The organism is Pseudomonas fluorescens (assembly GCF_902497745.1).
GTDB classification, from domain to species: domain Bacteria; phylum Pseudomonadota; class Gammaproteobacteria; order Pseudomonadales; family Pseudomonadaceae; genus Aquipseudomonas; species Aquipseudomonas fluorescens_BM.
Window position 1 is genome coordinate 521,854 of the sequence record NZ_CABVHJ010000001.1, and the last position, 23,629, is coordinate 545,482.

General features: G+C 59.6%; 23 protein-coding genes and 1 pseudogene. 14 read left to right on the forward strand and 10 right to left on the reverse strand.

The features are described from left to right. Positions 1 to 372: glycine--tRNA ligase subunit alpha (locus tag F8N44_RS31570; RefSeq protein WP_224794720.1), on the reverse strand; the 372-nt coding region annotated here is incomplete at its 3' end. Positions 373 to 453: 81 nt separating this feature from the next. On the opposite strand from F8N44_RS31570, the pseudogene tag reads away from it, so the two are divergent. From tag to F8N44_RS02460, 3 genes and pseudogenes are all read left to right on the forward strand, one after another. After that, positions 454 to 1,010, forward strand: a pseudogene (tag, locus tag F8N44_RS02450) (DNA-3-methyladenine glycosylase I). Between the two features lie 40 nt (positions 1,011 to 1,050). Further along, on the forward strand, positions 1,051 to 1,938 hold the full coding sequence (locus F8N44_RS02455; protein WP_008084359.1) for a lysophospholipid acyltransferase: 888 nt from the start codon (positions 1,051 to 1,053) through the stop codon (positions 1,936 to 1,938). A 72-nt stretch (positions 1,939 to 2,010) separates the two neighbouring features. Then, positions 2,011 to 2,250 carry a PilZ domain-containing protein gene (locus F8N44_RS02460; RefSeq protein WP_150649160.1) on the forward strand — a complete coding sequence of 80 codons (240 nt, stop codon included), beginning with the start codon at positions 2,011 to 2,013 and terminating at the stop codon, positions 2,248 to 2,250. Between the two features lies 1 nt (position 2,251). Here the strand turns inward: F8N44_RS02460 and F8N44_RS02465 are convergent, their stop codons facing one another. From F8N44_RS02465 to def, 5 genes are all read right to left on the reverse strand, one after another. Next, complete coding sequence (locus F8N44_RS02465; protein WP_150649161.1) at positions 2,252 to 2,566, reverse strand: tetratricopeptide repeat protein; 315 nt, start codon at positions 2,564 to 2,566, stop codon at positions 2,252 to 2,254. Between the two features lie 146 nt (positions 2,567 to 2,712). Further along, positions 2,713 to 4,089, reverse strand: coding sequence for a Trk system potassium transporter TrkA (gene trkA / locus F8N44_RS02470; protein ID WP_034152201.1), 1,377 nt, complete (start codon positions 4,087 to 4,089; stop codon positions 2,713 to 2,715). A gap of 22 nt (positions 4,090 to 4,111) precedes the next feature. Further along, positions 4,112 to 5,422: a 16S rRNA (cytosine(967)-C(5))-methyltransferase RsmB gene (gene rsmB, locus F8N44_RS02475; protein ID WP_150649162.1), complete on the reverse strand. Its 1,311-nt coding sequence runs from the start codon at positions 5,420 to 5,422 to the stop codon at positions 4,112 to 4,114. Then, on the reverse strand, positions 5,419 to 6,378 hold the full coding sequence (gene fmt, locus F8N44_RS02480; protein WP_150649163.1) for a methionyl-tRNA formyltransferase: 960 nt from the start codon (positions 6,376 to 6,378) through the stop codon (positions 5,419 to 5,421). Before fmt ends, rsmB begins: the two co-directional genes overlap by 4 nt. Positions 6,379 to 6,436: 58 nt before the next feature. Further along, positions 6,437 to 6,943, reverse strand: a complete 507-nt coding sequence (gene def, locus F8N44_RS02485) for a peptide deformylase (protein WP_122855361.1) — start codon at positions 6,941 to 6,943, stop codon at positions 6,437 to 6,439. Positions 6,944 to 7,103: 160 nt separating this feature from the next. On the opposite strand from def, the gene F8N44_RS02490 reads away from it, so the two are divergent. The 8 genes from F8N44_RS02490 to F8N44_RS02525 all read left to right on the forward strand — a co-directional run bounded on the left by F8N44_RS02490 (position 7,104) and on the right by F8N44_RS02525 (position 15,266). After that, positions 7,104 to 8,129 (forward strand): LysM peptidoglycan-binding domain-containing protein, encoded by a 1,026-nt coding sequence (locus F8N44_RS02490; RefSeq protein WP_150649164.1) that lies wholly within the window; start codon positions 7,104 to 7,106, stop codon positions 8,127 to 8,129. A gap of 80 nt (positions 8,130 to 8,209) precedes the next feature. Continuing rightward, positions 8,210 to 9,310, forward strand: a complete 1,101-nt coding sequence (gene dprA / locus F8N44_RS02495; RefSeq protein ID WP_150649165.1) for a DNA-processing protein DprA — start codon at positions 8,210 to 8,212, stop codon at positions 9,308 to 9,310. Between the two features lie 55 nt (positions 9,311 to 9,365). Next, positions 9,366 to 9,923, forward strand: a complete 558-nt coding sequence (locus F8N44_RS02500; protein WP_150649166.1) for an L-threonylcarbamoyladenylate synthase — start codon at positions 9,366 to 9,368, stop codon at positions 9,921 to 9,923. Between the two features lie 269 nt (positions 9,924 to 10,192). After that, positions 10,193 to 10,861 (forward strand): hypothetical protein, encoded by a 669-nt coding sequence (locus tag F8N44_RS02505; protein WP_150649167.1) that lies wholly within the window; start codon positions 10,193 to 10,195, stop codon positions 10,859 to 10,861. Next, positions 10,839 to 11,573: an iron-containing redox enzyme family protein gene (locus tag F8N44_RS02510; RefSeq protein WP_150649168.1), complete on the forward strand. Its 735-nt coding sequence runs from the start codon at positions 10,839 to 10,841 to the stop codon at positions 11,571 to 11,573. Before F8N44_RS02505 ends, F8N44_RS02510 begins: the two co-directional genes overlap by 23 nt. Positions 11,574 to 11,615: 42 nt before the next feature. Continuing rightward, complete coding sequence (locus F8N44_RS02515) at positions 11,616 to 12,710, forward strand: DUF3419 family protein (RefSeq protein WP_150649169.1); 1,095 nt, start codon at positions 11,616 to 11,618, stop codon at positions 12,708 to 12,710. Continuing rightward, on the forward strand, positions 12,707 to 13,975 hold the full coding sequence (locus F8N44_RS02520; protein ID WP_150649170.1) for an aminotransferase class I/II-fold pyridoxal phosphate-dependent enzyme: 1,269 nt from the start codon (positions 12,707 to 12,709) through the stop codon (positions 13,973 to 13,975). The genes F8N44_RS02515 and F8N44_RS02520 overlap by 4 nt, the downstream gene beginning before the upstream one ends. A gap of 55 nt (positions 13,976 to 14,030) precedes the next feature. Next, positions 14,031 to 15,266 (forward strand): phenylacetate--CoA ligase family protein, encoded by a 1,236-nt coding sequence (locus F8N44_RS02525; RefSeq protein ID WP_224794721.1) that lies wholly within the window; start codon positions 14,031 to 14,033, stop codon positions 15,264 to 15,266. 57 nt (positions 15,267 to 15,323) lie between these two features. Here F8N44_RS02525 and F8N44_RS02530 read toward each other — a convergent pair whose 3' ends face one another. Then, positions 15,324 to 16,301: an NADPH:quinone reductase gene (locus tag F8N44_RS02530; RefSeq protein WP_150649171.1), complete on the reverse strand. Its 978-nt coding sequence runs from the start codon at positions 16,299 to 16,301 to the stop codon at positions 15,324 to 15,326. 149 nt (positions 16,302 to 16,450) lie between these two features. Here F8N44_RS02530 and hemF point away from each other — a divergent pair, with 149 nt between their 5' ends. Together hemF and aroE are read left to right on the forward strand one after the other, a co-directional pair. Beyond that, positions 16,451 to 17,365, forward strand: a complete 915-nt coding sequence (hemF, locus tag F8N44_RS02535) for an oxygen-dependent coproporphyrinogen oxidase (RefSeq protein WP_150649172.1) — start codon at positions 16,451 to 16,453, stop codon at positions 17,363 to 17,365. Positions 17,366 to 17,374: 9 nt separating this feature from the next. After that, positions 17,375 to 18,196, forward strand: a complete 822-nt coding sequence (aroE, locus tag F8N44_RS02540) for a shikimate dehydrogenase (RefSeq protein WP_150649173.1) — start codon at positions 17,375 to 17,377, stop codon at positions 18,194 to 18,196. A gap of 90 nt (positions 18,197 to 18,286) precedes the next feature. Here the strand turns inward: aroE and F8N44_RS02545 are convergent, their stop codons facing one another. From F8N44_RS02545 to betC, 3 genes are all read right to left on the reverse strand, one after another. Continuing rightward, positions 18,287 to 19,855, reverse strand: coding sequence for a SulP family inorganic anion transporter (locus F8N44_RS02545; RefSeq protein ID WP_150649174.1), 1,569 nt, complete (start codon positions 19,853 to 19,855; stop codon positions 18,287 to 18,289). A 255-nt stretch (positions 19,856 to 20,110) separates the two neighbouring features. Continuing rightward, the gene (gene choX / locus F8N44_RS02550) at positions 20,111 to 21,031 is read right to left on the reverse strand and encodes a choline ABC transporter substrate-binding protein (RefSeq protein ID WP_150649175.1); all 921 of its coding nucleotides are present in this window, start codon (positions 21,029 to 21,031) and stop codon (positions 20,111 to 20,113) included. Positions 21,032 to 21,047: 16 nt separating this feature from the next. Continuing rightward, on the reverse strand, positions 21,048 to 22,562 hold the full coding sequence (betC, locus tag F8N44_RS02555) for a choline-sulfatase (protein WP_150649176.1): 1,515 nt from the start codon (positions 22,560 to 22,562) through the stop codon (positions 21,048 to 21,050). A gap of 114 nt (positions 22,563 to 22,676) precedes the next feature. On the opposite strand from betC, the gene F8N44_RS02560 reads away from it, so the two are divergent. Beyond that, positions 22,677 to 23,627, forward strand: coding sequence for a choline sulfate utilization transcriptional regulator (locus tag F8N44_RS02560; protein ID WP_150649177.1), 951 nt, complete (start codon positions 22,677 to 22,679; stop codon positions 23,625 to 23,627). Positions 23,628 to 23,629: the final 2 nt, after the last annotated feature.

Consider the following 23,629-nt stretch of genomic DNA (forward strand, 5'->3'; position numbering starts at 1 on the left):
TTCCCAGTTGTCTTCGACGAAGCGAATGTCGTGAACCAATGGGTCCAGACCGACATGCTTGAGCGAGCCCAGGTACAGTTCCTGGAAGTTGTCCGGGTTCGGCTTCAGGACGACCTGGAACTGATAGTAATGCTGCAGACGGTTCGGGTTTTCACCGTAACGGCCGTCAGTCGGACGGCGGCTTGGCTGCACGTAAGCGGCGTTCCAGGTTTCCGGGCCGATGGCGCGGAGGAAGGTCGCGGTGTGGAAAGTGCCGGCGCCTACTTCCATATCGTAGGGCTGAAGTACCACGCAACCTTGCTCGGCCCAGTATTGCTGGAGCGCGAGGATCAAGTCTTGGAAGGTACGCACGGCTGGCGTAGGCTGGCTCACGAAATTCACCTGTTTCTTGGGCTGCGATTTAAAGAGCGGGAGTATACCCGATTCATTGCTGCGCACGCCCCCTGGAGCCTTATGCCACGCTGCTTTTGGTGTACCGAAGATCCGCTGTACATGGCTTATCACGACCAGGAGTGGGGCACGCCGCTACGCGATGCGCAGGGTTTGTTCGAGTTGCTTTTGCTCGAAGGGTTCCAGGCCGGGCTGTCCTGGATCACCGTGCTGCGCAAACGTGAGCGTTATCGCGAGGTGTTGTTCGGCTTCGACGTGCAGCGTGTGGCGCAGATGAGCGACGCTGAAATCGACGAGTTGATGCTCGATCCGGGGATCATCCGCAACCGCCTCAAACTCAATGCCGCCCGCCGTAATGCCCAGGCCTGGCTGCGCTGGAGGATCCGGTGGGGTTCCTCTGGTCGTTTGTTAACGACCAACCGATCATCAATCATTTCAAGGATCGCAGCGAAGTCCCGGCGATCACCCCCGAAGCGCTGGCGATGAGCAAAGCCCTGAAACAGGCCGGGTTCACGTTCGTCGGCCCGACCATTTGCTACGCACTGATGCAGGCCTCGGGCATGGTCATGGACCACACCCGGGACTGCGACCGCTACGCGCAGCTCGTCAACGGCGGTTAGAATGGCCGCCTCGCGCACCGCACAAGATCAGGAGTGACCTGTGGAAAAGTTTAAAGGCGCCTTGCTGGTAGGCGCTCTGCGGCTGTTTGCCCTGCTGCCATGGCGGGCCGTGCAGGCCGTGGGTTCGGCGATCGGCTGGATCATGTGGAAAACCCCTAACCGCTCCCGCGACGTGGTGCGGATCAACCTCGCCAAATGTTTTCCGCAGATGGATCCGGCCGAGCGTGAGCGTCTGGTCGGGCAGAGCCTGAAAGACATAGGCAAGTCGCTGACCGAAAGCGCCTGCGCGTGGATCTGGCCAGCGCAGCGTTCGATCGATCTGGTGCGCGAAGTCGAAGGCCTCGACGTGCTCAAGGACGCGCTGGCCTCGGGCAAGGGCGTGGTCGGCATCACCAGCCACCTCGGTAACTGGGAAGTGCTCAACCACTTCTATTGCAGCCAGTGCAAACCGATCATTTTCTATCGTCCGCCAAAGCTCAAGGCTGTGGATGAATTGCTGCGCAAACAACGCGTGCAATTGGGCAACAAGGTCGCTGCTTCCACCAAGGAAGGCATCCTCAGCGTCATCAAGGAAGTGCGCAAAGGTGGTGCAGTGGGCATTCCCGCTGACCCGGAACCGGCCGAATCCGCCGGGATCTTCGTACCGTTCTTCGCCACGCAGGCGCTGACCAGCAAATTCGTGCCGAACATGCTCGCCGGTGGCAAAGCCGTCGGCGTGTTCCTGCATGCGCTGCGGCTGCCAGACGGTTCTGGTTACAAAGTGATCCTCGAAGCCGCGCCAGAAGCCATGTACAGCACCGATACTGCCGAGTCCTGCGCAGCCATGAGCAAAGTGGTCGAGCGTTATGTCGCGGCGTATCCGAGCCAGTACATGTGGAGCATGAAACGCTTCAAGAAGCGTCCGCCGGGCGAAGAGCGTTGGTATTGAGCTGATTGGCATGATCTGTGGATAACCTCTCTGGGGAGGTTATCCACAACCGTTCATTCAAGGGCGCAGCAGATGTCCGAACACCGCAAATCGTTTCGCATCAAGATCACCCACCACAGCTTTGGCGAATGCCTCGGGCAGACGCGCAACCTGTCGCCTACCGGGGTGTTTGTGCAGCATCCGGTTTTGGCTTCTTTGCCCAAAGGCGCGGTGGTTTACGGCCAGGTGCAGGATTTACCCACAGGCGCGCCGCGGGTGCGGATGGAAGTGGTGACGGTAGATGCCGACGGTATCGGTCTTCGCTACCTTTGACTCATTGCGCCTGACGATCGAGTTTCTTCAGAAACACTGTCATTTCCTTCTCGGCCTGCTTGTCGCCATGGGCGCGGGCGGCTTCCAGACCTCGTTCCCATGCCTGACGCGCAGCGGCGATATCGCCCAGCGCCAATTGCGCCTTGCCCAGCAGTTTCCATGCTGCCGAATATTTCGGATCGAAGCCGACACAGCGCTGGAAATGCTCGGCCGCTTTGGCGTTTTCGCCCAAATCCAGATAACCCTTGCCCAGGCCGAAGCGCAGCAGGGAGTTATCCACACCCTTGGCGAGCATTTTTTCCAGGGATTCGAGCATCGGTGGATTCCTTTCTTGGGCGTGTCAGGTGTTGAAGGGGTTTATTGAGGCCGCCTTCGCGAGCAGGCTCGCTCCCACAGGAGAAACGCATTCCAAAGGTGGGAGCGAGCCTGCTCGCGAAGGGGCCAGTGCCGTCAGCGCAAACCTCAGAAGAAGCTCAACCCCACATGAAACAGCTTCTCCACATCGCGAATATGCTTTTTATCCACAAGGAACAAAATTACGTGGTCGCCCGCTTCGATCACCGTGTCGTCGTGGGCAATGATCACTTGTTCATTGCGGATCACCGCACCAATCGTGGTGCCCGGCGGTAGGCCGATCTTCTCGATCGGCTTGCCAATCACCTTGCTCGACTTCGCATCACCGTGGGCAATCGCCTCGATCGCTTCGGCGGCACCGCGACGCAATGAGTGCACGCTGACGATATCGCCACGCCGTACGTGGGCCAGCAAGGTGCCGATGGTTGCCAGTTGCGGGCTGATGGCGATGTCGATATCGCCGCCCTGGATCAGGTCGACATAGGCCGGATTGTTGATGATCGTCATCACCTTCTTCGCCCCCAGCCTTTTGGCCAGCAGCGACGACATGATGTTGGCTTCGTCATCGTTGGTCAGGGCGAGGAAGATGTCAGCGTCAGCGATGTTCTCTTCCAGCAGCAAATCACGGTCGGAGGCGCTGCCCTGCAACACCACGGTGCTGTCGAGGGTGTCGGAGAGATAGCGGCAGCGCGCCGGGCTCATCTCGATGATTTTCACCTGATAACGGCTTTCGATGGCCTCGGCCAAACGCTCGCCAATTTGCCCGCCGCCCGCAATGACGATGCGTTTGTAGGTTTCGTCGAGGCGGCGCATTTCGCTCATCACTGCGCGAATATTCTCACGGGCAGCGATGAAAAAGACTTCGTCGTCGGCCTCGATCACCGTATCGCCCTGGGGCAGGATTGGCCGGTCACGGCGGAAAATCGCCGCGACGCGGGTTTCGACATTCGGCATGTGTTCACGCAACTGGCGCAGTTGCTGACCGACCAGCGGCCCGCCGTAATAGGCGCGCACCGCCACCAGTTGCGCCGCGCCTTCGGCGAAGTCGATCACCTGCAAGGCGCCCGGATGCTGGATCAGGCGCTTGATGTAGTTGGTCACCACTTGCTCGGGGCTGATCAGCACGTCGACCGGAATCGCTTCGTTCTGGAACAACTGTTCCTCGCGATTCAGATAAGACGCTTCGCGCACCCGGGCGATCTTGGTCGGGGTGTGAAACAACGTGTGGGCAACCTGACAGGCGACCATATTGGTCTCGTCGCTGTTGGTTACCGCCACCAGCATGTCGGCGTCGTCGGCGCCGGCCTGACGCAGCACCGACGGCAGCGAGCCACGGCCCTGAATGGTGCGGATGTCGAGACGATCACCGAGATCGCGCAGGCGCTCGCCGTCGGTGTCGACCACCGTAATGTCGTTGGCCTCGCTGGCCAAATGCTCGGCCAGCGAACCGCCGACCTGTCCCGCACCGAGGATGATGATTTTCATCCAGTCACTCCGTTGAATCCGTTTAGCCGCGCGCGGCAGCGATCTTGATCAGCTTGGCGTAGTAGAACCCGTCATGCCCGCCCTGCTGGGCCAGCAATTGGCGACCATGGGGCTGCTTGATCCCGGCGCTGGTGGCCAGATCCAGTTCGCGGGCACCCGGGGTGCGCTCGAGGAACGCGGCGATGACTTCGGTGTTCTCGGTGGGCAGTGTCGAACAGGTGGCGTACAGCAGAATGCCGCCGACTTCGAGGGTTTTCCACATCGCGTCGAGCAGTTCGCCTTGCAGTTGCGCGAGGGCGACGATGTCATCCGGCTGACGGGTCAGCTTGATGTCTGGATGGCGACGGATCACGCCGGTGGCCGAGCATGGCGCGTCAAGCAGGATGCGCTGGAACGGTTTACCGTCCCACCATTTTTCGGTGTCGCGACCGTCGGCGGCGATCAGTTCAGCGTTCAAGCCGAGGCGCTCAAGGTTTTCCTTAACGCGCACCAGACGCTTGGCTTCCAGATCCACCGCGACTACGCCGGCCAGCGCCGGTTCGGCTTCGAGGATGTGGCAGGTCTTGCCACCGGGCGCGCAGCAGGCGTCGAGCACGCGTTGGCCCGGCGCCAGATCGAGCAGGTCGGCGGCCAGTTGCGCCGCTTCGTCCTGCACGCTGATCCAGCCTTCAGTGAAACCCGGCAGGCTGCGCACATCGGCGGCGGCTTCGAGAATGATGCCGTCGCGGCTATAGATGCATGGCGTCGCGGCAATGCCGGCCTCGGTCAGCAAGCCGAGGTAGGCGTCGCGGCTGTGATGGCGACGGTTGACTCGGAGGATCATCGGCGGATGCGCGTTGTTCGCTTCGCAGATGGCTTCCCACTGTTCCGGCCAGAACGCTTTCAGGGATTTTTGCAGCCAGCGCGGATGGGCGGTGCGCACCACCGGATCGCGTTCCAGTTCGGCGAAAATCGTTTCGCTCTCGCGCTGAGCATTACGCAGCACGGCGTTGAGCAAACCTTTGGCCCAAGGCTTTTTCAGCTTGTCGGCGCAACCGACGGTTTCGCCGATGGCGGCGTGAGCCGGCACGCGGGTGTAGAGCAATTGGTAGAGACCGACCAGCAGCAGCGCTTCAACATCGGCGTCAGCAGCCTTGAACGGTTTCTGCAGCAATTTCTCGGCCAGCGCCGACAGGCGTGGCTGCCAGCGCGCGGTGCCGAAGGCCAGATCCTGAGTGAAACCGCGATCGCGATCCTCGACCTTGTCTAGTTGCGTCGGCAGGGAGCTGTTCAGCGAGGCCTTGCCGCTGAGGACGGCGGCGAGTGCCTTGGCGGCGGCCAGACGCGGATTCATTGCGCCTCCACCGCTGCGCCGAGCACGGTGCCGACAGCGAATTTCTCACGGCGGCTGTTGAACAGATCGCTGAAGTTCAGCGCTTTGCCGCCGGGCAATTGCAGACGAGTCAGGCACAGGGCTTGTTCGCCGCAGGCGACGACCAGACCGTCCTTGCTGGCGCTGAGGATTTCACCGGGGGCGCCTTTGCCGTCGGCGAGCGTCGCCGCCAGCACTTTCAGCGCTTCACCGTTAAGGGTGCTGTGGGTGATCGGCCATGGATTGAAGGCGCGCACCAGTCGCTCCAACTCAACCGCCGGACGGCTCCAGTCGATGCGTGCTTCGTCTTTGTTCAGCTTGTGCGCGTAGGTGGCGAGTTCGTCGTTCTGCACTTCGCCTTCCAGCGTGCCTGCGGCCAGACCGGCAATCGCTTGCACCACGGCCGGCGGGCCCATTTCGGCGAGGCGGTCATGCAGGCTGCCGCCAGTGTCTTCAGCGCTGATCGGCGTGACGACCTTGAGCAGCATCGGCCCGGTATCGAGGCCGGCCTCCATACGCATCACCGTGACGCCGCTCTCGGCATCACCATGTTCCACGGCACGTTGAATCGGCGCCGCACCGCGCCAGCGTGGCAGCAACGAGGCGTGACTGTTGATGCAGCCCAGACGCGGGATATCCAGCACCACTTGCGGCAGGATCAGGCCGTAGGCGACCACCACCAGCAAGTCCGGCTTCAGTGCGGCCAGTTCTGCCTGAGCGTCAGCGTTACGCAACGTCGGCGGCTGCAACACCTGGATATTATTTTCCAGGGCGAGCTGTTTGACCGGGCTCGGCATCAGTTTTTGCCCGCGACCGGCCGGACGATCCGGTTGGGTGTAGACCGCAACGATCTCGTAAGGGCTGTTCAGCAGGGCCTTGAGGTGTTCGGCGGCGAATTCCGGGGTGCCGGCAAAAACGATGCGCAGTGGCTCAGTCATGAAGGGCGTCTCTTGAAAAGAAAAAGGCTTGCCGCAGCAAGCCTTTGAAGGAGGGGCATCAAGCGTTCTGGCGGTGCTGCTTTTCCAGTTTCTTCTTGATCCGGTCGCGTTTGAGCGTGGACAGGTAATCGACGAACAATTTGCCGTTGAGGTGGTCGCATTCGTGCTGGATGCACACCGCGAGCAGGCCTTCGGCGATCAGCTCATAGGGCTTGCCGTCGCGGTCCAGCGCCTTGATCCTGACCTTTTGCGGGCGATCGACGTTTTCGTAGAAACCCGGTACCGAGAGGCAGCCTTCCTGGTATTGCTCCATTTCCTCGGTCAGCGATTCGAACTCGGGGTTGATGAACACCCGCGGTTCGGTGCGGTCTTCGGAAAGGTCCATCACGACGATACGTTTGTGCACGTTGACCTGGGTCGCGGCAAGGCCGATGCCCGGCGCTTCATACATTGTTTCAAACATGTCATCGACCAACTGACGCACTTCGTCGTCCACTACAGCCACAGGCTTGGCAATAGTGCGCAGACGCGGGTCCGGGAATTCGAGGATGTTTAAAATGGCCATAGGCTTTGATTGCTGCACACGTTGAGTAAAGTCGGGCGATGGCCTGGCAGGTCCGAAGATGCAGGCTACCGTTGTGAAGCGTAGCTTGTGCATTTTGCACAAGCGAGCCACGGGGGCTCTGACGGTTCACGCGAATGCACATGATAAAGGGATTCACTGCATGAGGAAAACACTACTCGCCCTGCTGCTGTTGGCTTCGGCCGGCGTGGCGCAAGGGCAAGTGCAACTCAGGGATGGTTTTCCACAGCAATACACGGTGGTTTCGGGGGATACGCTCTGGGACATTTCCGGCAAATACCTGCGCGAGCCCTGGCAGTGGCCACAATTGTGGCGGGCCAATCCGCAAATCGAAAACCCCAACCTGATCTATCCCGGTGACACGCTGACCCTCAGTTATATCGATGGCCAGCCACGTCTGACCGTCAATCGCGGCGAGTCGCGCGGCACCATCAAACTGTCGCCACGGATCCGCACCAGTCCGGTGGCCGAAGCGATTCCAAGTATTCCACTCAAGTCCATCAACAGCTTTCTGCTGAGTAACCGCATCGTCGACAAGGTCGAAGATTTCGACAAGGCGCCGTACATTGTCGCCGGCGATGCCGAACGCGTGCTCAGCGGCACCGGTGACCGGATCTTCGCACGTGGCCATTTCGACCCGAATCAGCCGGTTTACGGGATCTTCCGTCAGGGCAAGGTCTACACCGATCCTGAGACCAAGGAGTTTCTCGGGATCAACGCCGATGACATTGGCGGCGGTGAAATCGTCGCCACCGAAGGCGACGTCGCCACCCTCGCCCTGCAACGCACCACCCAGGAAGTGCGCCTCGGCGATCGTTTGTTCAGTGGCGAAGAACGCTCGATCAATTCGACCTTCATGCCCAGCGCGCCCACTAGCAGCATCAACGGCGTGATCATCGACGTGCCGCGCGGCGTCACCCAGATCGGCGTGATGGACGTGGTCACCCTGAACAAGGGCAAGCGCGACGGTCTGGCCGAAGGCAATGTGCTGGTGGTGATGAAGACCGGGGAAACCGTGCGCGACCGTGTCACCGGTCAACCGCTAAAGATCCCCGACGAACGCGCCGGGTTGCTGATGGTGTTTCGCACCTACGACAAACTCAGCTACGGCCTCATTCTCAACGCATCGCGCTCGCTGGCGGTGCTCGACAAGGTACGAAATCCGTAAGCAAGCTTCACAAGTTACCAACAGAGTTATCCACAGCTTGTTCCGAATGGTTCGGGGCTTATAACGATCAAGGATGATCCATGATGATGTCTGCCTCCACGCCGGTTTCCCCGGCGGAACTGGAAGCGCGCCTGCGCCTGCACCGCTTGCCGGATGTCGGCCCGAAGCGCTTTGCCAAATTGCTTGAAGCTTTCGGCTCGGCCTCCCAAGCCATCAGCGCTCCGGCCAGTGCGTGGCGTTCGTTGGGTTTGCCGGCGACGTGCGCCGAAGCGCGGCGCTGTCCAGACGTTCGCGACGGTGCCAGCCATGCAATGCGCTGGCTAGAGCGGCCAGAGCATCATTTGCTGATGTGGGATCAAGCCGATTACCCGGCGCTGCTGGCGCAGATTCCTGATCCGCCGCCACTGTTGTTCGTTGCCGGTGATCCGCTGATTCTTGAGAAACCGCAACTGGCGATGGTGGGTAGCCGTCGCGCGTCGCGTCCGGGAATGGACACCGCCGCAGCGTTTTCTCGCAGCCTCGCCGGGGCCGGTTTTGTCATCACCAGCGGGTTGGCGTTGGGTATCGATGCCGCTGCGCATCAGGCCGCTCTGGATGTTGGCGGGCTGACCGTGGGCGTACTCGGCACGGGGCTGGAAAACTTTTATCCACAGCGCAATCGACGATTGGCTGATGCGATGATTGCCTCCGGCAGCGCGGTGCTTTCGGAGTTTCCACTGGACGCCGGGCCGACCGCGAGCAACTTCCCGCGCCGCAATCGCATCATTAGCGGTTTGTCTCTCGGCGTGCTGGTGGTCGAGGCCAGCGTTGCCAGCGGATCATTGATAACGGCAAGGCTGGCGGCGGAACAGGGGCGCGAGGTTTACGCAATTCCCGGCTCGATCCATCACCCCGGCGCGCGGGGTTGTCATCAGTTGATTCGCGATGGCGCGGTATTGGTGGAAACCATCGAACACATCCTCGAAGCGCTGCGCGGCTGGCAGCATTTGCCGTTGTCCACAGACTCTCCGAATGTCGATCATCCGTTGCTCGCCTTGCTCCATGCCGCGCCGCATACCAGCGAGGGCTTGGCTGACAGCTGCGGCTGGGCTTTACCCAAAGTCCTGGCCGCTCTGACCGAACTGGAAATGGATGGCCGTGCGGTGTGCGAAAACGGTCGCTGGTTGGCCAGGACGCGCTAGGTTTTACAAGGAAGATCGGTAAACTGCGCGAAACCTGTTTGCGGAGAGTTTTTTCATGGTCAACAGTTGGCGTGTGCAACAAGCCGCACGAGAGATTCGCGCCGGGGCGGTGATTGCCTATCCAACCGAAGCCGTCTGGGGGCTGGGTTGCGACCCGTGGAACGAAGAGGCAGTGGATCGTTTGCTGGCGATCAAGAATCGTTCGGTGGTCAAAGGACTGATCCTGGTCGCCGACAACATTCGCCAGTTCGATTTCCTGTTCGAAGACTTCCCGCAAGAATGGATCGACCGCATGGCCAGCACCTGGCCAGGGCCGAACACCTGGCTGGTGCCGCATCAGGGCTTGTTGCCGGAATGGGTCACCGGCGTGCACGACACCGTGGCACTGCGGGTCAGCGATCACCCGCAAGTGCGCGATCTGTGCTCGATGGTCGGGCCATTGATTTCGACCTCTGCCAACCCGCAGGGTCGCCCGGCAGCGCGCACGCGTTTACGGGTTGAGCAATATTTCCGTGGCCAGATCGATCTGGTGCTGGGTGGCAGTCTCGGCGGGCGGAAAAACCCTAGCGTCATTCGCGATCTGGCGACGGGTAAGGTCATTCGTCCCGACTGACCTGTTTTTCTGCCTTCTGCTCTTGAACTCCTCGACTGTTTAGGCGAGGAGTTTTTTTCTGTCTGCGATTTATCCTTGGTCAGTCTTCATAACTTAAACAATCTGTTGTTTATGTTGTGCTGCTGCGTGTCAGATAAGTCGATAAGTTAGAAGTTTCAGTAACTTTTCCCACGTCATTATCAGAAGTCGCGCAGTGGCGATATTTCTAAAAGCATCCATTATTTCAATGCGCTCAGAAACTTCGATAAGTTAACGTCTGCGGAGAAGGAATGGATACTACGAACTTACAACTCAAGGATTTTCTGCAGGGGCTTCAAGAGACATTAACCAGGCAACATGCCGATCATCGGATTGTTATTCTCGATGCGGGGGCAGATGCCAGCGAGTTTGAACGATTCCTCGGCCGGCAGTTTCGTCTGCGATTAAAGCACTACATGCTGACGTCCAGAGCCCGGGCACTTGAAACAAGGCTGGCGATTTCATCGCGCAGTACGCATTTCCTGTTGTACCAGCGCGATCAACTGACGGCGGTTTTGCGAGTGACCCCTTCGCCGTTCGAATGGGCTTCGCTGGCGCACCAGTATGTTTCTCCGACCGTGGCGCTGGCGCGGCATGTCGAGTTCAGCCGCCTGATCACTCATTCACAGCAACACCGGCCAGTACCGATAAATGCGCTGCTTGCCGCCGCCACCGAATGGGCGATCGATCGTGGCTACCAAGGCGTTACCGCGTTGTGCAGATCGCCACAACGGCGTCTGTTCCAGCGTTTCGGCCTGACTCCGATCACCTCCAATTCACTGCATATCGAACAACGCGCTCGTGGTGATTACTGGCTGTTGTCTGCCGAGTGGCGGCAAATCCTCACGGCGCTCCAACAACCCTTTCCCATAAATGCCAATTCCCCGGAGAATCGCGATGAATGCGCCCGTCAGTTTTGAACAACAGTTGATTCTGCTCGATCAACGCATCGAAAAAGCGTGGGCCGATATTCTGGATAACTCCCGGCTGGTCAAGGCTATCCGCGAGGGCAGTGTTTCCAGAGCGTTATATGCGATTTACATGATCGAAACCTTTCATTACACCGCACACAATGCCCGCAATCAGGGTTTGGTCGGTGTGCGACATGCCGATAATCCTGTTTATGCGAAGTTCTGTTTTGAACACGCTGCGCAAGAGGTCGGTCATGAAAAAATGGCACTGCACGATGTCATGAGTCTGGGATTGAAGAATGAGGTATTTGATATACCGCCGGCACTTCCAGCGACGGAAGTATTGATCGCTTATTTGTACTGGATTTCTTTTACCGGTAATCCGTTACAACGGCTGGGATACAGTTACTGGGCGGAAAACGCTTATCACTTTATTACTCCGCTGATCGACAAGCTGAGTGAAACGCTGGCGCTGAAACCCGCTCAACTGACGTTCTTCATTGCTCATTCGGATATCGATGTCGAGCACTTCATTGAGATCAAACTCATCCTGCAGCGAACCTGCAAGCGTCAGGCTGACTGGGATGCCATTGCCACCGTGATGGAAACCAGTCTGCGCCTGACCGGCAACATGCTCGAAGCCGTTTATGAGCAGTATGAAGCCTGGCAAAACGGCCTCGCGCCCCGTTACGAATTCCTCCATGCCCTGGATAAATCATGACGCCTTCACGTTTATTTTCACGTAGCTCAGGCGGAGGTCAGGATGGCTGATTATTTCGAACGGCTGAACTACGCGTTGGGGGATGAAGACACGGCGCTCGAGTACGCCATTCTGCCCGAGCATGCCTGGCACGTGTTGGGCGTTGCCGGCTGCGGCGGTCGGCTTCTACCGTTGCTGGCACGCCACCCGGCCCGCATGACTTGCGCAGATATCAGTGGGCCGCAGCTGGCCTTTACCCGCTTGCGTTTAGCTTTGCTTGAGCAGACCGATCGCCAGTCGTTCATGGATTTCATGGGCTACCGGCCGGAAACGTCGGTGACACGGCGCAAATCCATATTTCGCCTTCTGGATCTGCCTCCGCTTGATCGCCGCTGGCTGGCGGATTTGCTTCATTCCCGTCATTGGCAGGCCCCGATTTACCAAGGGGCCTTCGAGCAGACTCTGCAGCGGTTGGCGAAGGTCAATGGATTGTTCACCGGCAAGGCGGGGCGAGCGATTTTCCAGTTCCGTGATCTGGGAGAGCAATCGGCTTATTACCAAAGCCGGTTTCCCCTCAAGCGCTGGAAGGCTGTGATCGCCTTGTTGGGCAACGCGGCGGTGCTCAATTCGCTGTTGTACAAAGGGGCGTTTCCCCGCAACAACCTGGGTATCAGTTCCCGCGAGGTGTATCTGGATATTTTCCATACCTTGTTTACCACCCAGGTCGTGCGCGAAAGCTTTTTCCTGCAGATGCTGTTTTTCGGTGAACTGCGCTATCCGCAGGGCTTTCCGCTGGAGTGCGATCCGCAGGTTTTTCAACAGGCACGCAAGGCGCTGCAGCAATGTCAGCTGACCGTGGTGCAGGGCGATATTTTCGACTGTGCTTCCAGGTGCACGGATGTCGACTTTGTCTCGTTTTCCGACGTGCCTTCATTCCTGCCGGCGGAGGTTGGCATCGATGTTCTGCAGCGGCTCCGACCCGCTCTGAGCGAGGATGCACTCACGGTTATTCGTGGCCATTTGCATGTGGTCAGGCCCGATTGCGAAGGCTTCTGCGACGTTACCGCGCAGTTTCAGGACGCGATCGCACGAGAAAAAACCCAACTCTGGCGAGTACAGGTCTACCGCCAGACATCATCTGTACAGGTATCTCGATGAATACACCTCATCCGACCGTCAATTGGGTCAAGAACCGTGTCCGTCAGGCGCGTGACGATCAGCAGCAACTGTTCGACGCCGGGCTCAATGGGCTGAACCTGGTGCAGCGCGATGGCAAGGTCATAGAGTTGAGCAGTGGCGAGCAGTTGACCGAGTTTCTCTCGTGCTCCTATCTGGGACTCGAGAGCGATCCCCGTCTGGTTCAAGGCGCAGTACAAGCCGTCGAGTCTTTCGGTGTGCAGTTTGCTGCCGCCCGCACCCGAGCGCTGCTACCGCCGATGCGCGAACTCGATGAGCAGTTGAAGCGCCTATTCCAGGGACATACGGTGACATTCAACTCGGTGGGCAGCGCCCATCTGGGATGTCTGCCGCTGCTGGGCTCCGGTGAATTGCCGTCGTATCCCTTGCGCCGTGGCCCAGGCTGGATCGTTGACCGCGCGGCCCATGCTTCGATGCAGGTACTGCAAGGCATTCTGTGGCAGTTCGGCCCCGTCCAGCGCTGCGATTGCAGTGATCTTCAGCAAGTCGAGGACGCCTGCTCCACGGCCGTCGCTGCCGGCAACACACCCATTATGCTGACCGACAGCATCGGTTCGATGCGCGGGCTTTATCCCGTTAACAGGCTGCTGCAACTGGCTGAGCGCTTTGAGGGTTATCTGTATGCGGATGACGCTCACGGCACTTCGATCCATGGCCAGGTCGGGGGCGGTTATGCGCTTGATGTCGCTGCTGAGCCGTTGCGCGATCGTTTGATCCTGCTGTCGTCATTGTCCAAAGCCTTCGGTGCTACCGGCGGTGCAATTACGGTGCTGACGTCGGCCGATGCCGAGCTGATTCGGCGCCATGCGTCGACGTATACGTTCGGGGGGCCACTGTCCATGGGCGGTGTCGGTGCGGCAGTCGCCTCGGCAAGCATTCACCTTTCTGCACAGTTGGGGGAGTTGCAGGCGTCGTTATGGAGAAATGTCGAAGCTATAGATGGTCTGCTCGGGCCGGTACTGGGCAACCATCAGATTGCTTCACCCATACGTTTCGTCCGGGTCGGTGCCGAACGAGACGCCATCAGCCTGGCGTTGCACCTGCGTCGGCACGCCATCGCGGTCACCACGGCCTTGTTTCCGGTGGTGGCCAAAGGTGAAGCAATCCTGCGACTGGCCATCAGCGCCAATCACAGCGAGGTTCAGTTGGAGCATCTGGCCAGTGCCATCAACGAAGGATTCGCTGAGTTGGGCATTCGTCAGGGAGATCCACATCATGTGCAGTGACCTGATGCAACGGAGCTGTGCAGAGACCGTTCAGGCGGCAGCCGCAAAGGCCTTCGTGCGTAAATTGGACTATGCGCGGTCGCTGCCGTGGTTCTGCACGCTATGTCCGCAGATTCAACACATACAGAGCGCAGAGGATCTGCATCGGCTACCAATCCTCGCCGTGGAGGACGATCAGGGCGGGTTGCTGTTTACCCACCTCAGCGAAGCGTCACATCGCGCACCGGGCGGTGGGCTGACCCTGACTTCAGGTGGCAGCACCGGCAATCGCAAGCACATCACCCATTCCTGGGCATTCAACGAAAGCATCGTGCCCTTGGGGGCGCGAATGTTCGCTACAACCGATGAACTGCCCCGTGTTGTCATCAATTGCCTGACGCCTGGTGAAATGCAGGGAGCCTTTCAATACGCGGCGGCCATCGTCCAGCACATTGGCGCACGCCTGCTGCCTGCAGGCGCGCTGATGGGCATGCAGCGCATAGCCGGGTTGATTCATTCACAAGCGGCTGATGCACTGATCTGCACGCCCTCTTTCGCCGAGGCGTTGTTCAATCATGCCGATGTCGATGGGGTGCAACTGCGCAGTTTGAAATGGCTCTACTACATCGGCGAACCTTGCCGTCAGCCGCTACGCGAGCAACTGGCCCGAGACTGGCCGGCCCTGAGCATTCGATCATTGGGTTATAGCTCGACGGAGACCGGCCCGATCGGTTTCCAGTGCGCGCACCTCGAGCATGGTTTCTACCATTTGCATGCAGACGCCATGTTGCTTGAGGTAGTCGATCCCTTCAGCCTGCAAGCGGTGGTGGACGGTGAACCCGGCGAGTTTCTGTTGACCCCTCTGCTGCCCGATCAGGTGCCTCTACTACGGTATCGCATTGGTGATCGTGGGCGAATTTTGGACAGGCAATCCGGTTGTGCCTGTGGCAGCGCTTTGCCAATACTGGAACTGCAGGGTCGAATCGAAGCTTCGATCAAGCTGGGCGGTGCGATCATCACTCAGCGACAGGTCCTGAGTGTGCTCGCAGAAACGTTGCCCGAGCTGCACGCTTCGGATGTGCAGGTGCAGATTGATCGACAGGCCGACGGTGCGCACCTGCGGCTGCTCATAGCTCAGGATCGATTACCGGCCGCTGCTGAACGTGTCATCGAACAGGCTTTGCACAACGAGGCGCAAGCGAGCGCATTGCTCAGATTGCCCGGAGTGTTGGGCATGCAGGTACAGCGTCTGCCCCGTGGTGATTTCGCAACCACCCTGGCAGGCAAGACGCCGTTCTTTGTCGAGAGGTGAGACGTCCCGGGCGAGCCTCGTGAGGCTCGCCCGGGTGCTTCGTTTGATGGCAGCGTTTCAGGGTTGCAGAACGGTGGAGCCGGTAGTGCGCCGCGCCGACAGCTCGGTTTGCGCCTTCGCTGCGTCGGCCAGTGGATAACGCTGGCTGACGTCCACTTTCAATTTGCCGCTGATGATCATCTCGAACAATTCATCGGCCATCCGCTGCAGATTCTCGGCATTGTTGGCATAAGTCGCCAGCGTGGGCCGGGTCACGTAAAGCGAACCTTTAGCGGCCAGAATGCCCAGATTGACCCCGTCCACCGCACCGGAAGCATTGCCGAAGCTCACCACCAGACCGCGGGGCGATACGCTGTCGAGCGAGGTCAGCCAAGTGTCCTTGCCGACGCCGTCGTAGACCACCGGGACTTTTTTACCGTCGGTCAACTCCAGTACGCGTTGTGCAACGTTTTCGTGGCTGTAATCAATGGTTGCCCAAGCGCCATTGGCCTTGGCCAGTTCGGCTTTTTCCTTGGAACTGACGGTGCCGATCAGCTTTACGCCCAACGCCTTGGCCCACTGACAGGCCAGCGACCCGACGCCACCGGCCGCTGCGTGGAACAGAATGGTTTCGCCACCCTTGAGTTCGTAGGTCTGGCGCAACAGGTATTGCACGGTCAGGCCCTTGAGCATGACCCCCGCTGCCGTTTCGAAACTGATTTCGTCCGGCAGGTGCACCAGATTGTCCTGGGGCAGCACATGCAATTCGCTGTAAGCCCCCAATGGGCCGCTGCCATACGCCACGCGATCACCAACCTTGAAGCGGGTGACGTCGCTGCCCACTGCATCGACGATGCCTGCACCCTCAGCTCCCAGGCCGGATGGCAAGGCGGGTGGCGCATACAGCCCGCTACGGAAATAGGTGTCGATGAAGTTCAGGCCGATCGCCTTGTTGGCCACGCGCACCTGATTCGGGCCGGGCGCGGCGGGTTCGTAGTCAACATACTCGAGCACTTCGGGGCCGCCGTGGGCGCGGAACTGGATACGCTTTGCCATCTGCCTGCTCTCCTTGGGTCTTTCGTAAGCCCCCTATCCAACTCTCATGCTTGATCTTCGTCAACTGCGGCGCGCTGTTGTGCGGTGGTATGCTACGCGCCCATTTGCGTCGCCCGCCTGCGGGGCGCCGCCCGATTCAAGGTGAAGCCATGACGACCCGCACCGACGCCGTAAAGGCCTATCTGCTCGACCTGCAAGATCGTATCTGCGCCGCCCTCGAAACCGAAGACGGCGGCACGCGCTTCGTCGAAGACGCCTGGACCCGGCCCGCTGGCGGTGGCGGTCGCACCCGCGTGATCGAGAACGGCACGCTGATCGAAAAGGGCGGCGTCAACTTTTCCCACGTCTTTGGCAGCGGTCTGCCGCCTTCAGCCAGCGCCCACCGTCCTGAACTGGCCGGTCGCGGTTTTGAAGCCCTCGGCGTGTCGCTGGTGATTCACCCACACAACCCGCATGTGCCGACTTCCCATGCCAATGTGCGCTTTTTCATCGCCGAGAAAGAAGGTGAAGAGCCGGTCTGGTGGTTTGGTGGCGGCTTCGACCTGACCCCGTATTACGGCAACGAAGAGGACTGCATTCATTGGCACCGCGTTGCCGAGCAGGCTTGCGCGCCGTTCGGCCCGGACGTCTACCCGCGTTACAAGGCCTGGTGCGACACCTACTTCCATATCAAGCATCGTCACGAGCCGCGCGGCATTGGCGGTTTGTTCTTCGACGACCTGAACGAGTGGGACTTCGATACCAGCTTCGCCTTCATGCGGGCCATCGGCGATGCCTACATTGATGCGTATCTGCCAATCGTGCAGCGCCGCAAACACGATGCCTTCACGGCTCAACAGCGTGAGTTCCAGGAATTCCGCCGTGGCCGCTACGTCGAATTCAACCTGGTTTACGACCGTGGCACGCTGTTCGGTCTGCAGTCGGGCGGGCGTACGGAGTCGATCCTGATGTCGCTGCCGCCGCAAGTGCGCTGGGGTTACGACTGGAAGGCCGAGCCTGGCAGCGAAGAAGCGCGCCTGACCGAGTACTTCCTGCAAGATCGCGACTGGCTGGCCCAGGACTGAGGATTTCTGATGGATCGTTACGTCGTTTTCGGTAACCCGATCGGTCACAGCAAATCGCCGATGATTCACAAGCTGTTTGCCGAACAGACCGGCCAGCACCTCGATTACAGCACCCTGCTGGCGCCGCTTGATGATTTCGCTGGCTGCGCCACGGCGTTTTTCCGGGAAGGTCGCGGCGCCAACGTCACCGTGCCGTTCAAGGAAGACGCCTTTCGCCTGGCCAACAGCCTGACCGCGCGCGCGCAGCGTGCCGGTGCGGTGAATACACTGAGCAAACTGGGCGACGGCTCGCTGCTCGGTGACAACACTGATGGCGCCGGGCTGGTGCGTGACCTGACGGTGAATGCCGGCTTCAGCCTGACTGGCAAACGCATTCTGTTGCTGGGTGCTGGCGGTGCAGTGCGTGGGGCTCTCGAACCGTTGCTGGCCGAGAAACCCGCATCGGTGATCATCGCCAATCGCACGGTGGACAAGGCTGAGTTGCTGGCGGAGTTGTTCTGCGACCTTGGTCCGGTGTCGGCCAGTGGTTTTGATTGGTTGCGTGAGCCGGTCGACGTGATCATCAACGCCACGTCCGCCAGCCTTACCGGCGACGTACCGCCGATTGCGCCGAGCCTGATCGAGCCGGGCAAGACCCTGTGCTACGACATGATGTATGGCAAAGAGCCGACGGCGTTCTGCCGTTGGGCCAGTGAGCAGGGTGCGGCGGTGGCGATGGATGGTTTGGGGATGTTGGCTGAGCAAGCGGCTGAGGCGTTCTTTTTGTGGCGCGGTGTGCGCCCAGACACCGCGCCAGTACTCGCCGAGTTGCGTCGACAACTAGCTCTTTAAAAGCTTCGCGAGCAAGCTCGCTCCCACATTTGATCGCACTCCACTGTGGGAGTGAGCTTGCTCGCGAATGGCCGCACCGCCGGTCTTTGATCAATCCTCAAAGCGGATCGGGCATTTCTCCGGCCCTTCGAGCTTCCTCAACTCCTCCACCACCTGCGGCCGCGCTCGGCGCAGGGTCAAACTGCGATTCTGGCTCAACAAGCGTCGCGCCTCCTGATGCAACATCTCCACCCCTGAATAGTCGATGAAGTTGATCTGCTGCGCCTCGATCACCACCCGTGCGCCATGTACGCGCTGCAGGCGAACCTGCAGGTAATGGCTGGCGCCAAAAAAGATCGACCCACCGACGCGCAACACATCGTCCTCGCCATCGCGCCAATGTTGCACTCGCGGTTGCGAGGTGCGCTTGAGATAGAAGAACAGCGAGGCCAGTACACCGGCATAAATCGCCGTCTGCAATTCCAGCAGCAACGTGGCCAGGCAAGTCAGGGCCATGACCACGAACTCGGCGCGGCTGACCCGCAACAGGGCACGAATACCGCGGTGGTCGACCAGCCCCCAGGCGATCAACAGAATGCTCCCGGCCATCGCCGGGATCGGAATGTGCGCAATCAGCCCGGCGCCAAAAATCGCAAACAATGCCACCCAAATCGCTGAAAACACCCCGGCCAGCGGCGAGCATGCGCCCGCCTCGTAACTGAGGCCCGAACGGGTAAACGAGCCTGCCGACAATGATCCGGAAAAGAACGCCCCGACAATATTCGATAAACCCTGCGCGCGGACTTCCTGATTGGCATCGAGCAATTGTTGCGACCTCGCCGAAATCGAGCGCGCAATCGACAGACTGGTGACCAGCCCGAGCATGCCCACCGCCACGGCACTCGGCAGCAGGCGCAGAATCAAATCCAGGTCCAGCGGCAACGCACTGAACGGCGGCAAACGCCCGACGAATGCGCTGACCAGATGCACATGGCCGAACATCGCCGGCCACAGCCACACCAGCAGACTGGCCAATGCGAGGGTTATCAACAGCGTCGGCCAGCGTGGCAGCAATTGTTTCAACACCACACCGACGACCACCGTTGCCACACCGAGCACCAGCGAAGGTTTATCCACAGCCCGGAAGTGTTGCAGCAGATCCACCAGACTCGCCAGCGCCGTCGCCTTGGCCGGCAGGTCCAGCCCCAGCAGATTCGGCAATTGCCCAATGGCAATCACCACCGCCGCGCCGAGGGTGAACCCCAGCACCACCGAGTGCGAGACGAAATTCACCAAAGCGCCGAAGCGCAGCAAACCGAGCAGCCATTGGAAAATCCCGGCGAGGAAGGTCAGCAGCAGGATCAGCGTGATGTAGTCCTGCGATGCCGGTACGGCCAACGGGCTGACACTGGCGTACAGCACGATCGAAATGGCCGCCGTCGGGCCGCAGATCAGATGCCACGATGAGCCCCACAGGCAGGCGATCAATACCGGGATGATTGCCGCGTAGAGGCCGTATTCAGGTGGGAGCCCGGCGATCAGCGCGTAGGCAATCGACTGGGGTAACGCGAGAATCGCACCGCTGAGGCCGACGATCAGGTCCCGTCCGACGCTGGCGCGGGTTTGCCGCGGTAGCCAGGTGAGGAAGGGCAAGAGAGAGTGGCGGCTGGGGAAGGCCATGGGTCCTCGCGGTTGGGGTTTTGTTCAAGGTTATCAGGGTGTCAGGGGAAAAAGCCCCTCACCCTAGCCCTCTCCCAGAGGGAGAGGGAACTGACGAAGTGATTGTTAGAGATTCACCGACCTGCAATTTCAGAGTTGAACGCGAGTTCGAATTCAACAACGATCGGCTCCCTTCCCCCTCGCCCCCCTGGGGGAGAGGGCTGGGGTGAGGGGGCAAAAATCTCAAGCCAAAAACCGATTCCAGCTACCCTACAATCAAAGCTTCGCCTTCACCGCCACCAACGCATCCTTGCCATCGACGGTCTTCACCCCATCCAGCCACTTGTCCAGCACCGCCGGATTCGCCTTGATCCACGCCTTCGCCGCCTCGGCATTGGTGACCTTCTTGTTCACCACCTCAGCCATGATGCTGTTCTCCATTTCCTGAGTGAACGACAGATTGGTCAGCAACTTACCCACATTCGGACACGCCTCGGCGTAGCCCTTACGCGTCAACGTAAACACGCTGCCGGTGTCGCCAAAGTACTTCTCGCCACCTTTCAGATAATGCATCTTCAACTGCACGTTCATCGGGTGCGGGGTCCAGCCGAGGAAGGTGACGAATTTCTGCTTCTTCACCGCTCGCGACACTTCAGCCAGCATCGCCTGTTCACTGGATTCGATGAGCTTCCACTGACCCATGTCGAAGTCATTCTTCTTGATGATTTCCTGCAACGAGATGTTGGCCGGCGCACCGGAGCCGATGCCGTAGATCTTGCGATCAAATTTGTCCGCGTATTTGTTCATGTCGGCAAAGTTATGCACACCCGCGTCCCACACGTAATCCGGCACGGCGAGGGTGAATTCGGTGCCGTCGAGGTTTTTCGCCAGTTGCGTAACATCGCCGGTGGCGACGAACTTGTCGTAGAAGCCCTGCTGCGCCGGCATCCAGTTGCCGAGAAACACATCCACCTGGCCGTCTTTCAAACCGCCAAAGGTGATCGGCACCGCGAGGGTGTCGACCTTGGCCTTGTAGCCCATGCCGTCCAGCAGAAACCCGGTGATGGCGTTGGTCGCGGCAATGTCGCTCCAGCCCGGGTCGGCCATCTTCACCGTGTCGCAACTCTGCTCGGCGAAGGCTGAGGCGCTGCTTAGTGCGATCAGGCCGACTGTCACTACTGTGGATAACTTACGCATGAACTTCCCCTTAACATTATTGGTTTTGGCAGGGTTGTGGATAACGTGCTTTGCGTTCCAGATCATCGAGGTCGATGTGGTTGCGCATGTACTGCTGACTGGCGTCCACCAGCGGCTGGTGATCCCAGCTCTTCAGCTTGCCGATGGTTAACGCGTCGGCAACAAAACGCCGACGGCGCTGGCTGGCAAGGACCTCCCGGTGAATCGCCGGAATGTCCCACTTGGCCCGCGCTTCGGCGAGAAAATCGTCGAACAGCTGGCGATGTTGCGGCGATTGGCTGAGTTCTTCCAGTTCATGGGGGTCGTTGTCTACGTCGAAGAGTAGGCAAGGGTCGCTTTCACTGTAGATAAATTTATAGGCGCCGCGACGGATCATCATCAGCGGGCTGACGGTGCCTTCGGCCATATATTCGCCGAACACTTCGTCATGGCCGCCCTGCCCTTGCAGATGCGGCACCAGCGACCGGCCATCCAGTGGCAGGCCAGGTTCCAGCGTGCCACCGGCCAGTTCAACAAAGGTGGGCAAAAGGTCAGCGGTCGATACAGCAGCGCTGACGCGCCCGGAATCGAATTGGCCTGGAGCACTGATCAACAGCGGTACGCGGGCGGCCATTTCGAACCAGTGCATTTTGTACCAGAGACCCTTCTCGCCGAGCATGTCGCCGTGATCACCGGAGAACACGATAATAGTGTCATCGATAAGCCCGGTTTCTTCGAGGGTTTGCAGAAGTTTGCCGACATTGGCGTCAATATAGCTGCACGCACCAAAGTACGCCCGGCGCGCATCGCGAATCTTATCCACAGGCAGTGGTTTATCCCACAGGTCGTAAACCTTGAGCAGGCGCTGCGAGTGTGGATCGAGTTCGTGTTGATCCGGGGTTGTAGGCAACGGGATATCGGCATCGTCGTACAAGTCCCAAAAAGCCTTGGGAATTGTGTACGGATCGTGTGGGTGGGTCATCGACACGGTCAGGCAGAACGGCTGGTCGCCGTCCTCGCGAATATGATCGAACAGATATTGTTGCGCCTTGAACACCACTTCTTCGTCGAAATCGAGTTGGTTGGTGCGCACGCACGGCCCGGCCTGTAGCACCGAAGACATGTTGTGATACCAGCTCGGGCGCACATCCGGCTCATCCCAGTTCACGGCCCAACCGTAATCGGCCGGGTAGATATCACTGGTCAGGCGTTCTTCATAACCGTGCAACTGGTCCGGACCGCAGAAGTGCATCTTGCCGGATAGCGCGGTGCGGTAGCCGAGGCGGCGCAAGTAATGGGCGTAAGTCGGCACATCGGCAGGGAAATCGGCGGCGTTGTCGTAGGCGCCGATCTTGCTCGGCAACTGGCCGCTGACCAGGGTGAACCGCGACGGCGCGCACAACGGGCTGTTGCAGTAAGCGGCGTCGAACACCACGCCTTGGGCGGCGAGGCGGGAAAGATTCGGCAGTTTGATCGGCGAAGGGCCGTAAAACGGCAACATTGGCGCGGCCATCTGATCGGCCATGATGAAAAGAATATTCTTGCGCTTCATGTGATCGCGGCATTCCATAGTGAATATTTATGCGACATTGCTGCGATCGAGCATGGAGTCCATGCTGTATCCGGTAAAGCCCGCGCCGGACAATGACTAGGATAAGCACAGCTTATGTATGAAGCCTTGGGTGATTTGTCCCTCGACCTGCTCCGCGCCTTCGAAGCGGCGGCGCGCCATCGCAGCTTTACCGCCGCTTCGGTAGAGCTGGGCACGACGCAACCGGCAATCAGTCAGCAGATCAAACGGCTGGAAGAACAGCTCGGCACGCGTTTGTTTGACCGAATCTATCGAGGTATCGAACTGACGGAAGTCGGCGTGATCCTGTTCGAGCAAGTTGCCTTGGGTTTGCAGAATATCGACGCAGGATTGAGTGCGATCAGCGCACAACAGCAACATGAGGTGCTGCAGGTCGCTACCGATTTCGCCTTCGCCGCGTATTGGCTGATGCCCCGCCTGCATCGCTTTCACGAAGCGAATCCGCACGTCGACGTCAGCCTCGTAACCAGCGAACGCAACCACAACATGCTGCGCACTGACATCGACGTGGCGATCCTGTTTGGCGACGGGCGTTTTAAACAGGGTGAAAGTCATTGGCTGTTCAGCGAAGAAGTCTTTCCGGTGTGCAGTCCGCAGTTGCTCAAGGATCACGCCCTGCCCTTGCCCGCTCCGGCGTTGCTGGAGTTTCCGTTGTTGCACCTGCGCGGGGAAAACAGCAGCAACTGGTTTGACTGGAGCGGCCTGTTTCGCCAACTCGGTATCACCACTCCTCCGGCGCCGGGGCAATTGCGCTTCGACAACTACACACTGCTGATTCAAGCGGCGATTGGCGGCCAAGGCGTGGCGATCGGTTGGCGGCACCTTGTGGATAACTTGCTGGGTCAGGGTTTGCTGTGCCGACCCATAGCCGAAACGACCCTGTCGCGCCTCGGTTATTACGTAGTGCTGCCGCAACGCAAACGCCGGGGTGCGTTGATTCAACAGTTTGTCGACTGGTTGATGGCAGAACAGGCGAGCAGCGCGGAGTCCTTGAGTGGGCTGGCGCTGCCTTCGATTGCGGTTTGAAG

Bases quoted from the DNA above. Each gene is read 5' to 3' on its own strand.
- F8N44_RS02505 (WP_150649167.1), top strand. From the start codon at position 10,193: ATGGATACTACGAACTTACAACTCAAGGATTTTCTGCAGGGGCTTCAA.
- F8N44_RS02460 (WP_150649160.1), top strand. From the start codon at position 2,011: ATGTCCGAACACCGCAAATCGTTTCGCATCAAGATCACCCACCACAGC.
- F8N44_RS02500 (WP_150649166.1), top strand. From the start codon at position 9,366: ATGGTCAACAGTTGGCGTGTGCAACAAGCCGCACGAGAGATTCGCGCC.
- F8N44_RS02560 (WP_150649177.1), top strand. From the start codon at position 22,677: ATGTATGAAGCCTTGGGTGATTTGTCCCTCGACCTGCTCCGCGCCTTC.
- F8N44_RS02490 (WP_150649164.1), top strand. From the start codon at position 7,104: ATGAGGAAAACACTACTCGCCCTGCTGCTGTTGGCTTCGGCCGGCGTG.
- F8N44_RS02545 (WP_150649174.1), bottom strand. From the start codon at position 19,855: ATGGCCTTCCCCAGCCGCCACTCTCTCTTGCCCTTCCTCACCTGGCTA.
- F8N44_RS02515 (WP_150649169.1), top strand. From the start codon at position 11,616: ATGGCTGATTATTTCGAACGGCTGAACTACGCGTTGGGGGATGAAGAC.
- hemF (WP_150649172.1), top strand. From the start codon at position 16,451: ATGACGACCCGCACCGACGCCGTAAAGGCCTATCTGCTCGACCTGCAA.
- F8N44_RS02465 (WP_150649161.1), bottom strand. From the start codon at position 2,566: ATGCTCGAATCCCTGGAAAAAATGCTCGCCAAGGGTGTGGATAACTCC.
- betC (WP_150649176.1), bottom strand. From the start codon at position 22,562: ATGAAGCGCAAGAATATTCTTTTCATCATGGCCGATCAGATGGCCGCG.
- choX (WP_150649175.1), bottom strand. From the start codon at position 21,031: ATGCGTAAGTTATCCACAGTAGTGACAGTCGGCCTGATCGCACTAAGC.
- F8N44_RS02510 (WP_150649168.1), top strand. From the start codon at position 10,839: ATGAATGCGCCCGTCAGTTTTGAACAACAGTTGATTCTGCTCGATCAA.
- fmt (WP_150649163.1), bottom strand. From the start codon at position 6,378: ATGACTGAGCCACTGCGCATCGTTTTTGCCGGCACCCCGGAATTCGCC.
- aroE (WP_150649173.1), top strand. From the start codon at position 17,375: ATGGATCGTTACGTCGTTTTCGGTAACCCGATCGGTCACAGCAAATCG.
- F8N44_RS02520 (WP_150649170.1), top strand. From the start codon at position 12,707: ATGAATACACCTCATCCGACCGTCAATTGGGTCAAGAACCGTGTCCGT.
- trkA (WP_034152201.1), bottom strand. From the start codon at position 4,089: ATGAAAATCATCATCCTCGGTGCGGGACAGGTCGGCGGTTCGCTGGCC.
- rsmB (WP_150649162.1), bottom strand. From the start codon at position 5,422: ATGAATCCGCGTCTGGCCGCCGCCAAGGCACTCGCCGCCGTCCTCAGC.
- F8N44_RS02530 (WP_150649171.1), bottom strand. From the start codon at position 16,301: ATGGCAAAGCGTATCCAGTTCCGCGCCCACGGCGGCCCCGAAGTGCTC.
- def (WP_122855361.1), bottom strand. From the start codon at position 6,943: ATGGCCATTTTAAACATCCTCGAATTCCCGGACCCGCGTCTGCGCACT.
- dprA (WP_150649165.1), top strand. From the start codon at position 8,210: ATGATGATGTCTGCCTCCACGCCGGTTTCCCCGGCGGAACTGGAAGCG.